The 9,934-nt window shown below is 52.2% G+C and carries 9 protein-coding genes; all 9 read right to left on the bottom strand.

The features are described 5' to 3' along the window. Positions 1-41: 41 nt before the first annotated feature. Complete coding sequence (lpxA, locus tag HMPREF2696_RS04000) at positions 42-818, bottom strand: acyl-ACP--UDP-N-acetylglucosamine O-acyltransferase (RefSeq protein WP_004519117.1); 777 nt, start codon at positions 816-818, stop codon at positions 42-44. Positions 819-892: 74 nt separating this feature from the next. Next, on the bottom strand, positions 893-1,342 hold the full coding sequence (gene fabZ, locus HMPREF2696_RS03995; protein WP_003681704.1) for a 3-hydroxyacyl-ACP dehydratase FabZ: 450 nt from the start codon (positions 1,340-1,342) through the stop codon (positions 893-895). Positions 1,343-1,416: 74 nt separating this feature from the next. Next, positions 1,417-2,457: a UDP-3-O-(3-hydroxymyristoyl)glucosamine N-acyltransferase gene (gene lpxD / locus HMPREF2696_RS03990; RefSeq protein ID WP_004519119.1), complete on the bottom strand. Its 1,041-nt coding sequence runs from the start codon at positions 2,455-2,457 to the stop codon at positions 1,417-1,419. A 100-nt stretch (positions 2,458-2,557) separates the two neighbouring features. Further along, on the bottom strand, positions 2,558-3,067 hold the full coding sequence (locus HMPREF2696_RS03985) for an OmpH/Skp family outer membrane protein (protein ID WP_039861888.1): 510 nt from the start codon (positions 3,065-3,067) through the stop codon (positions 2,558-2,560). A 111-nt stretch (positions 3,068-3,178) separates the two neighbouring features. Then, entirely contained in the window at positions 3,179-5,581 is a 2,403-nt protein-coding gene (gene bamA / locus HMPREF2696_RS03980) for an outer membrane protein assembly factor BamA (RefSeq protein WP_070587898.1), read from the bottom strand. Positions 5,582-5,584: 3 nt separating this feature from the next. Next, positions 5,585-6,925, bottom strand: a complete 1,341-nt coding sequence (gene rseP, locus HMPREF2696_RS03975; protein ID WP_004519122.1) for an RIP metalloprotease RseP — start codon at positions 6,923-6,925, stop codon at positions 5,585-5,587. 131 nt (positions 6,926-7,056) lie between these two features. Then, positions 7,057-8,238 (bottom strand): 1-deoxy-D-xylulose-5-phosphate reductoisomerase, encoded by a 1,182-nt coding sequence (gene ispC, locus HMPREF2696_RS03970; RefSeq protein ID WP_049335842.1) that lies wholly within the window; start codon positions 8,236-8,238, stop codon positions 7,057-7,059. A gap of 117 nt (positions 8,239-8,355) precedes the next feature. Beyond that, positions 8,356-9,105, bottom strand: coding sequence for an SIMPL domain-containing protein (locus tag HMPREF2696_RS03965; protein WP_003747899.1), 750 nt, complete (start codon positions 9,103-9,105; stop codon positions 8,356-8,358). Between the two features lie 33 nt (positions 9,106-9,138). Then, entirely contained in the window at positions 9,139-9,933 is a 795-nt protein-coding gene (locus tag HMPREF2696_RS03960; RefSeq protein ID WP_049335758.1) for a phosphatidate cytidylyltransferase, read from the bottom strand. Position 9,934 lies beyond the last annotated feature (1 nt).

Genomic DNA, 9,934 nt, shown 5'->3' with positions numbered 1-9,934 from the left:
AGGCCGTCTGAAAAAGTTTCAGACGGCCTTCAATCCATCAATCAACGGATAATGCCGCGTGTGGATTGTGCAAAAAAGTCTTTAAATACCGCCAATTCGCTTTGGGTTTCGGCGCGTTTCAGAATCTCTGTCTTAGCTTCTTCAAACGGAATGCCGCGATGGTAAATGGTTTTATACGCATCTTTGACGGAGGCAATCTGTTCGGCAGTGAAACCGTTGCGGCGCATACCTTCGCTGTTGAGGCCGGCCGGTTCGGCGCGGTAGCCTGCAGCCATAAAGTACGGCGGTACGTCTTTGTGTACGCCGGCGGCAAACGCGGTCATGGCGTAGTCACCGATTTGGCAGAATTGGAACACCAGCGTGTAGCCGCCCAAGACGACGTAGTCGCCGATGGTAACGTGACCTGCAAGTGAGGCGTTGTTGGCGAAGATGGTATGGTTGCCGACCACGCAGTCATGGGCGAGGTGGCAGTAGGCCATAATCCAGTTGTCGTCGCCGATACGGGTTTCGCCGATGCCGGTAACCGTACCGAGGTTGAACGTCGTAAATTCGCGGATGGTGTTGCCGTTGCCGATAATCAGCTTGGTCGGCTCGTCGCGGTATTTTTTGTCCTGCGGAATTTCGCCGAGGCTGGCAAATTGGAAAATGCGGTTGTTTTCACCGATGGTCGTATGACCGTTGATGACGACGTGCGGGCCGATTTCGGTATTCGCGCCGATTTGCACATTGGGGCCGATGATGCTGTATGGGCCGACTTTGACGCTGGAGTCAAGTTCGGCTTTAGGGTCGATGACGGCGATCGGATGGATAAGGGTCATGCTGTCTCCTTGCTGTCTGATACAGGTATTGCCTGCAAGATGCCGTCTGAACTTTCAGACGGCCTGTCCCATTCTTACACCACGCGTTTGGCGCACATAATCACGGCTTCAACGGCAACTTGGCCGTCGACTTTGGCAACGGCGTTAAATTTGCCGATACCGCGTTTGTTGGTCAGCAGCTCGACTTCAAAAACCAGTTGGTCGCCGGGGATGACTTGGCGTTTGAAACGGGCGTCGTCAATACCGGCGAAGAAGAAGAATTCGTTTTCTTTGCGGCCGCCTTCGCTGAGGATGGCGAGTGTGCCGCACGCTTGCGCCATGGCTTCGATAATCAGCACGCCGGGCATCACGGGCAGGTCGGGAAAGTGGCCTTGGAACTGCGGCTCGTTCATGGTGACGTTTTTAATCGCAGTCAGGGTTTTCATCGGTTCGAACGCAGTAATGCGGTCGAGTTGCAAAAACGGATAACGGTGTGGGATAAGTTTTTGAATGTCTTTGGCTTCAATCGGGAGTTGTACGTCCATGATGTTCGTCTTTCCTTGTTTGTATTGGGTTTAAACGTATTCGGATGCGGGGGCGCGGACTGTTTGCGCCGCCTTTAGGCTTCGTCGCTGTCGGCAAGCTGTTTCTCCAGCGTTTTGAGGCGTTTGTTCATTTCGCTCAAACGGTGGATATAAACGGCATTGCGCGCCCAGTCTTTGTAGCCCGACATCGGGAAAATACCGGCCAGATGCTGGCCGCTTTCGGTAATGCTGTGGGTAACGGATGTACCGCCGCCGATGGTGGTTTTATCGGCGATTTCGATGTGTCCGACCGTGCCGACGCCGCCGCCGATAATACAATAATTGCCGATGGTGACGCTGCCGGAAATACCGGTCTTGGCGGCGATAACGGTGTGCGAACCGATTTTGCAGTTGTGGCCGATTTGGACTTGGTTGTCGATTTTGGTGCCGTTGCCGACGGTCGTATCGCTCATTGCGCCGCGGTCGATATTGGTGTTCGAACCGATTTCCACATCATCGCCCAGCGTGACTGCGCCGGTTTGCGGAATTTTAAACCATGAATCGCCGGCAAAGGCCAAGCCGAAACCGTCCGCGCCGATGACGGCGCCGCTGTGGATTTCGACACGGTTGCCCAAAGTGCAGCCGTAATAGATGACGGAGTTGGGATGCAACACGACTTCATCGCCCAACGTGCAATCGTGTTGGACAACGGCATTGGCCAAAATACGGCAGCCTTCGCCCAATACGGCATTCGCGCCGATATAGGCATTCGCGCCGATTTCGCAGCTTGCCGGCACTTTGGCGCTGGCCTCGACAACGGCAGTCGGATGTACGCTGCCCTGTGCTTTGACAATCGGCGAGAACAATCGTGCCACTTTGGCAAAATAAAGATAAGGGTCGGCAGCCACAATCAGGTTGCGGCCTGCAAATTCGTCTGCGGCTTTCGGCGACACAATCACTGCGCCTGCCTGGCTGTCGTGTACTTCGGCTTTGTATTTCGGATTGGCCAAAAAGCTGATGTGTTCCGCCTGCGCCTGATCCAACGGACGGACGGCGGTAATGGCGATGTCTTCGCCTTTCCATTCGCCGCCGAGTTGGGAAACGATTTGGGACAGGGTGTATGCTTGTGAAGTCATGATAATCTGCCGTCAAGATGTCAGGCCGTCTGAAAGATGCCGGTTTGGGTTTCAGACGGCCTTAGGTTTGTCTATATATCACATTCGCTGCCGAGCAGAGTCAGTGAGCATTTAGGGCTTTGATAACGCTGTCGGTAATGTCGTAACGGCCGTTGACGTAAATCACGTCCTGCAAGATGAAGTCGTAACCTTCGCGCTTGGCTAAATCGACGATGACGCGGTTGGCATTTTGCTGGAGCGCGGCGAATTCTTCATTGCGGCGCAGATTGTAGTCTTCTGCCAACTCGGCCTGCTCCTTGCGGAATTTCTGTACCAGATTGCGCCACTTTTGGGTTTCCGCTTCCCTTTGGCTGTCGCTGAGCTTGTCGCCGCTCAGTTTTCGCTCCAAAGCCTCGCCTTCCTGTTGCAACTTTTGCAAGGCGGTTTGACGGCTTTTGAACTCTTTTTCCAAAGTCATCTGAATGCTTTGCGCCTGCTTGGATTCCTGATAAACGCGCTCGGTATTGATAAAACCGATTTTCTGCACTCCATCCGCCGCCGCTTGCGGCAACAGCACGAAACCCGGCAGGGCTACGGTGAGGACACGGAGGGTGTCGGCTATTTTACTCATGATAAAAATCCTTGCTTGAAAACAAACGGGCGGTTTGCAATAAGCTTGCCGCCAATCTGCCATGAGGCCGTCTGAAACGGACAAACCCGGTTTCAGACGGCCTAAACATCATCAGAATGTCGTACCGAGTTGGAATTGGAAGCGTTGGATTTCGTCGCCTTCTTTTTTCTTAATCGGATAAGCATAACTGAACTTCATCGGACCCAGCGGAGAGAGCCAAGTCACGGCAGCACCGGCAGAGTAACGCAATTCGTTTTTGAATGTCGATTTGTGCGTTGTGCCTACGCCATACACGTTTTGGAGCGCGCCGTTGGTGTAATAAGAATTGCTGCTGCTGTCGTTGTAAGTTTTGTCATCCCACACGCTGCCCGCATCGGCAAACAGGCTCAGACGGACGGTACGCGAATCTTTAATGCCCGGCATCGGGAAGAGCAACTCTGCGGAAACGTTGGCTTTTTTGTTACCGCCGTAGCTGATTTTCTCGCCGTATTCGTCATAGACTTTCGGGCCCAGCGTACCGCTTTCAAAACCGCGGACGGAGCCTAAGCCGCCGCCGTAGAAGTTTTCAAAGAACGGCATGGTTTTGGTTTTGCCGTAGCCGTTGCCATAACCGACTTCGCCACCCAGCATCAGCGTGAAATCTTTGCTCAATGGGAAGAACCAAGTTTGGTTGTGGGTCAAGGTGTAGTATTGCAGGTCGCTGCCCGGCAAGGCGATTTCGCCGTTTACGCCGGTCAGGTAACCGCGGGTCGGCCACAAGGCATTGTCGGTTTTGTTGCGGCCCCAGCCGATGGTACCTTTGTACAACCAGCCTTTGAAGTTACCCACGCCGCTGCCGTCGCCTTTACCGTATTGGTTGATAAAGTCAGCATAGCGTTTAGGCGCGCCTTTGTAGGTATTCACGGTCAGACGCTCTGCGGCCAAACCGAAGTTTACACGGTCATATTCGGTAACCGGAATACCGATACGCAAACCGCCGCCGAAAGTTGTAGTTTTATATTGTTTCGCGCTGGAAGAAGCTTTACGCGGGTCGTAAGACTTGCCGTAAAGGTCGTAGCCCAAGCTTACGCCGTCAGGTGTGAAGTATGGGTCGGTAAACGACAACGAGCCGTTTACTGTGGTTTTACTGCGGGAAGCGCGCAGGGCAACGGATTTACCCGTACCGAACAGGTTGTCTTGAGCCACGCCGGCAGACATCACCAAACCGGTATCCTGAACCCAACCTGCGCTCAAGTCGAGCGAGCCGGTAGAACGTTCGGTCAGGCTCATGTTCAGGTCAACTTGGTCAGGGGTATTGGCCACAGGAACCGCATCAAATTGAACGTTGTCGAAGTAGCCCAACAACTCAACGCGCTCTTTAGAACGTTGCAGTTTGGCAGAGTCGTAAGGCGCCGATTCCATTTGGCGCAACTCGCGGCGAATGACTTCGTCACGGGTTTTGTTGTTGCCGGTAATGTTGATTTCGTTCACATAGATTTTGCGGCCCGGCTGAACGGTCAGCACAAAATCAACGGTATGCGTTTCGGCATTGGGAATCGGTTGGACATTGATTTCGCTGAATGCGTAACCTGCCTGACCCATGCGGTTTTGGATGGCTTCGAGCGAATTGGACATTTGCGCGCGCTCGTACCATTTGCCCGGCTTCATGGTCAGCAGTTTTTCCAAATCTTCTTTCGGCACTTCCAGCGTATCGCCTTCGATGCGTACATTGCCCCAACGGAAGCGGTCGCCTTCGCTGACGGTTACTTTAATGGTTTGCTTAGTTTTGTCTTCGTTGGTTTGGATGTCGGTATCCAAAATGCGGAAGTTGAAGTAGCCGTTGTTTTGGTAGTAATTGGTGATTTTTTCCATGTCCTGAGCAAATTTTTGCTCATTGAACTGATTGCTCTTAGTGATCCAAGTCCACATACCACCTTCGCTCAGGGACATTTGTTTCAGCAGGCGGCGGTCGGAATAAACTTCGTTGCCTTCAAAGGAAATATCGGTAATCTTGGTAGATTTGCCCTCTTCGATGGCAATATCGATAGATACGCGGTTACGGGCGAGTTTGGTTACAGTCGGAGTGATTTGGACAGACTGTTTGCCACGGCTCAAATACTCTTCTTTCAAACCGGCAACGGCTTGGTTCAGCGTTGCTTGGTTGAAGTATTGGGATTGCGCCAAACCGAAGGCTTCAAGGTTTTTCTTGATGGCATCGTTTTGCAGCATTTTCGCGCCGGTAATATTGAGCGAGCTGATGGTTGGACGCTCAATCACGGTCAGCAGGACTTGATTGTCCATGGTTTCGACGCGTACGTCGTCAAAGAAACCGGTTGCGTAGAGTTTTTTGATGATTTCTTCACTGCGCGCATCATTGAAATTATCACCGACTTTAACGGGCAGGTAGTTGAAGACGGTACTCGGCTCGGTGCGCTGCAGGCCTTCGACGCGGATGTCCTGAATGGTAAAGTCAGCCAATGCCAGTGGAGACAGGCTCAATACCATTAAAGCGGAAGCAATCTGGTTCAGTTTCATAAATTATCCAAACAAACGGTTGATGTCATTAAAGAAAGCCACAGCCATCATCAAAAGCATGGCTGCCAGTCCGAAGCGCAGGCCGACTGCCTGTATGCGCTCGCTCAAAGGCTTTCCGCGTATCCATTCGGCGGTATAAAAAACCAAATGTCCGCCGTCTAAAACGGGGATGGGCAAAAGGTTCAACACGCCTAAGCTGATGCTGACCAAGGCCAGAAATTCGAGGTAGCTCTGCAATCCGAGTTTGGCGGATTGTCCGGCGACATCGGCAATGGTCAGGGGGCCGGAAATATGGTTCAAAGAGGCATTGCCCGTAACCAGTTTTCCGAAAAATTTGAGGGTCGTCCACGAATAGTTGACGGTTTTGTTCCAACCCAATTCAAAGGCTTGGGCAACGGAAGGTGTATAACGGTAGCGGATGGTCTTATCCCACTCTTTATCCGCCTGGGCAGCAAGCCCGGCTCTACCCACCAGCACGCCTGCTGACTGCTCGACGCTGTCCGGCCGGATAGCGGTCGCCAGTATTTTACCGTCACGCTCGTAAGTCAGCTCGATTCGTTTGCCGGGGCTGGCGCGGAAGAGTTCCGTCCATGCTTGCCAGCTTTCGATGGGCTTCCCATCAGCAGTCAGCAGTTTGTCGTTTTCCTTCAAACCTGCTTTTTCGGCGGGACTTTTGGCCAAGACTTTACCGATGCGGTTAGTAATTCTAAAAGGCAAAAGGCCGATGTTGCCTTGGTTTTTCGCAACTTTACCTGCTTCAGGCGTGCCGGCGGCATCAATTATGCGGATGGCTTGGGTATTTGAGGCCGTCTGAACAGCAACTTTTACAGGACCGGCTTCAAGGTTCAACACCATCTCGGTTTGTGCATCGCTCCAGTCTTTAACGGCGATTCCGTTGACCGATACAATCTTATCACCCGCCTGAAAACCTGCTTTGGCGGCAATACTGGCAGGTTCGACCATGCCGACATAGGGGCGCAACTCGGTCACGCCGAAGGAAAAGCTCAAACCGTAAAGCAAAACGGCCAAAATCAAATTAGTCAAAGGACCGGCAGCGACAATGGCGATGCGCCTGGCCGGATGCTGCTTGTCAAAGGCGTAGGGCAAATCTGCTTCTGCCACCTCGCCTTCGCGCGTATCGACCATTTTAACGTAACCGCCCAGCGGAATCGGGGCAAGACACCACTCGGTATCGCCGCGTTTTCGGGTGAAAAAGGGCTTACCGAAGCCGACGGAAAAGCGCACGACTTTAACGCCGCACCAGCGGGCAACAATATAGTGTCCGAACTCATGCAGGCTGACCAAAATCAGAATGGCGACGATAAAGGCTAAAAAGGTTTGCAAAAAAATCCCCTGTATGGAATGTGATGATCAACGGATAAGGCCGTCTGAAAACCGATTATAAAGGCAGTTGTTCCATTTTGTCTGCCTAAATGCCAAGCGGTTGACGTTTCAGACGGCCTGTCATTGAAACTTTATTGTTTGCCGATAAAGGCTTCTGCCTGTCTGCGTGTTTGCGCGTCTTGCGCCAGCAGGCCTTCGATATCGTAACGGCCGTCTGAAAAATCTTGTGCAAGGCAGTGGGCAACGACTTTGGCAATATCGGTAAACTTGATGCGTTTATCTAAAAAAGCGGCCACGGCAACTTCGTTGGCGGCGTTCAACACACAAGGCGCGGCGCCGCCTGCATTCATTGCCTGATAGGCAAGTTTCAGACATGGGAAACGGTCAAAGTCAGGCTTTTGGAAGGTCAATGCGGACAATGCGCCGAAATCCAGCTCGCCCACGCCGGAGTCGATACGTTCGGGCAGGCCCAAACAATAAGCAATCGGCGTACGCATATCGGGATTACCCAACTGCGCCAATACCGAACCATCGCGATAACGCACCATGCTGTGTATCACGGATTGCGGATGAATGACGACTTCCAGTTTTTCCGGCGGACAGTTAAACAGCCAATGCGCCTCAATCAACTCCAAGCCCTTATTCATCATTGACGCGGAATCGACGGAAATTTTGCGACCCATGCTCCAATTCGGATGTTTGACCGCCTGCTCGGGCGTAATGCTGTCAAATGTACTTAAATCGGTGTTAAGGAAGGGGCCGCCTGATGCGGTCAGAATAATCGAATTGATACCGTGCTCATTCAGACGGCCTGTGTAATCCCTTGGCAATACTTGGAAGATGGCGTTGTGTTCGCTGTCAATCGGCAAGACGGTGGCGCCGTTTTGACGGGCGGTTTCCATAAACAATGCGCCGGAAACCACCAGTGTTTCTTTGTTTGCCAGATAAATGGTTTTGCCTTTTTGAGCGGCAGCCAAAGCCGACGGCAAGCCAGCCGCGCCGACAATGGCACACATCACGCCGCTGACTTCATCGGCAGAGGCGACATCAATCAAGGCTTGAGAACCATATAAAACCTGCGTATTGATGCCTTCTTGTTTGAGTTTCTTTTCCAACTCGGCCGCATGGTCAGCATCGCCGACAACGGCATATTCCGGGCGGAACTGTTTGCATTGTGCCACCAGCTTGTCCACCTGCCTATGCCCTGCCAGCGCGAACACGCGGAATTTTTCGGGATGGCGGGAAACAACGTCTAAAGTGCTTTCGCCTATGCTGCCGGTGCTGCCTAATATGGTCAGAACTTGTTGTGTCATGGTGTGTTCTTTGTGTGCTGTGCAAACGGTATTCATTGTGTTTGAAATAAATTTCTTTGCCGTTTCCAATTTTCAGACGGCCTTTTGCCTCCCAGCTGAAAAGGCCGTCTGAAAGAATTACTCAATGCCGTATTCGATGGTAACAACCAGTCGGACTTGTTTGCCGACGGTGCTTTTATCGTAAGAACCGCCGTACTCGTCGTCCTCGCTGCTGCCGGTGTCGGCATAGATGTTGAACGAGCCTTGCGAAGCAGAACGCATGGCACCCACTTTGCCGCCGCCGGTTTTGGCAAATTCGGCCGCGCGTTTCTGCGCATCCTCAGTCGCCTGCGTAATCAAATCGCGTTTGATGGTTTCCAAATTGCCCAACAAATATTGCGGATTGTCGAAGCGGATAAATTCGTTTTGCGCACGGAAATTCAAAATGGCACGCTGGGCGGCTTGGATTTTGTCCAATTTTTTGGTGTTGACCACAATATTGAGGTCGCCATCGTAGCCGTTGGGCGTGCGGGTTACGTTGCCTAATTCGTCGCGGGTTTCATTGAAGACGCGCGACACTTCAGGCAGACCCACTTTCATTTCAGCCGCCGTAAAGCCTTGCTCACCCAAAAACTTAGACAGCTTCTTGCGTCTTGCCGTCAGTAAATCCAAAACTTCCTGATAGCTCTCGCCGTGCGCGTTCACGCCCGTATTCCACGTTGCGCTGTCGGATTGGAAGTTTTTCTCCGCCAAACCTTTTACGGTAATCGTCCCCGGCTGACGCAGATTCTTAAACTGCACGCCCAAAATAAACGCTGCAGCCATCAATCCGAGTGCCAACAATACGCCCAAGATCGATAAAGATGAAATCTGTTTTTGTTCGGACATAATCAGCTCCCCCAACCATATGAGACAGGCGGTTTAAAACAAATATACAAAGGTGGCATAAATGCTGATAACGGCAATCAGGCTGTCCACACGGTCGAACACGCCGCCGTGTCCCGGCAGCAGATTACTGCTGTCTTTGATACCGGTCGCACGTTTGAGCCAGCTTTCCAGCAAATCGCCGCACACGCTGACAACGGTCAGAATCAAGCCGATCAAAATCGTTTTGAACCAACCGGCTTCAAAAGCCAGCCAACCGGCTTTCCATACGATGGTCATGTACACGGCAACGCATAATGCGCCGCCGATCGCACCCTCCCAGCTTTTACCCGGACTGATGGTCGGCGCAATTTTGCGCTTGCCAAACGATTTGCCGCAGAAATATGCACCAATATCGGCCACCCACACCAAACCCATAATCGCCAATAAAGACAGCGCGTCTTCAGGCTGAGGGCGCAGGTAAACCAGTGCGAACCAAAACGGCATCACCAACAACCAACCGACTGTGTAAGCCTGCCAGCCGCCGTTTAACTTCCATTTTGCTTTCAGCCACCAAGGCATGACAATCAGCCAAAACGCCAATACGACATACCAAACCAAATCAGGCAACTGCCAACCGCCGGCATAGGCAATCACGCCGAACACCAGCGTTGAAGCCAAATAATGGTTGATTTTCAGCTTGTCCAAGCCACTCATGCGGGCATATTCCCACAAAGTCAGCATGGCAATCAGGCCGCAAAACGCAGCCCACAGCCACATAGGTGCATAAAACAGCATACCCAGCATCAGCGGCAAAAGCCACAGCGCCGTTAAAATTCGTTGTTTCAACATA

It is taken from the genome of Neisseria sp. HMSC058F07 (assembly GCF_001810035.1).
In the GTDB taxonomy this organism is placed as follows: Bacteria; Pseudomonadota; Gammaproteobacteria; order Burkholderiales; family Neisseriaceae; genus Neisseria; species Neisseria perflava.
This window is presented reverse-complemented; position numbering and strand designations above follow the sequence as displayed.

Coding starts and splice junctions, on each gene's coding strand:
- lpxA (WP_004519117.1), bottom strand. CDS start 818: ATGACCCTTATCCATCCGATCGCCGTCATCGACCCTAAAGCCGAACTT.
- HMPREF2696_RS03985 (WP_039861888.1), bottom strand. CDS start 3,067: ATGAGTAAAATAGCCGACACCCTCCGTGTCCTCACCGTAGCCCTGCCG.
- ispC (WP_049335842.1), bottom strand. CDS start 8,238: ATGACACAACAAGTTCTGACCATATTAGGCAGCACCGGCAGCATAGGC.
- HMPREF2696_RS03960 (WP_049335758.1), bottom strand. CDS start 9,933: ATGTTGAAACAACGAATTTTAACGGCGCTGTGGCTTTTGCCGCTGATG.
- bamA (WP_070587898.1), bottom strand. CDS start 5,581: ATGAAACTGAACCAGATTGCTTCCGCTTTAATGGTATTGAGCCTGTCT.
- lpxD (WP_004519119.1), bottom strand. CDS start 2,457: ATGACTTCACAAGCATACACCCTGTCCCAAATCGTTTCCCAACTCGGC.
- HMPREF2696_RS03965 (WP_003747899.1), bottom strand. CDS start 9,105: ATGTCCGAACAAAAACAGATTTCATCTTTATCGATCTTGGGCGTATTG.
- fabZ (WP_003681704.1), bottom strand. CDS start 1,342: ATGGACGTACAACTCCCGATTGAAGCCAAAGACATTCAAAAACTTATC.